Origin of the sequence: Enterobacter sp. IF2SW-B1 (assembly GCF_001743375.1) — a bacterium.
GTDB lineage: Bacteria > Pseudomonadota > Gammaproteobacteria > Enterobacterales > Enterobacteriaceae > Enterobacter > Enterobacter bugandensis.
Window position 1 is genome coordinate 1 of record NZ_MJAA01000333.1, and the last position, 379, is coordinate 379.

Here is a 379-nt window from a genome sequence, read left to right on the forward strand (position 1 = left end):
TCCGATCTGTATCGCGCGCATCCTGACTGGGTGCTGGCGCTGCCGGGCTATCCCCAGACGACCGGACGACACCAGCTGGTGCTCAATCTCACCATCCCGCAGGCCTTTGATTATCACGTGGAGCGCATGAGCTGGCTCTAGGCTGAGCATGCGGTTGACTACCAGAAAGGGGACATGAACCGCGACCTGGTGCAGCCCGGGCACAACGCTAAAGCCGCCGCCGACGCGCAGACCCGCCAGTATTACCGCCTGCTGGACGTGCTGGGCGAGCGTTTTCCGCACATTGAATTTGAATCCTGCTCCTCCGGCGGGGGGCGAATCGATTATGAAGTGCTGACCCGCAGACACCGCAACAGGGCGTCCGACAACAACGACGCGC

The 379-nt window shown here is 62.3% G+C and carries 1 pseudogene; it reads left to right on the plus strand.

Going from position 1 to position 379, the window contains the following annotated elements:
• A pseudogene (locus A6013_RS26470) lies at positions 1-379 on the plus strand (alpha-galactosidase); the annotation flags it as partial.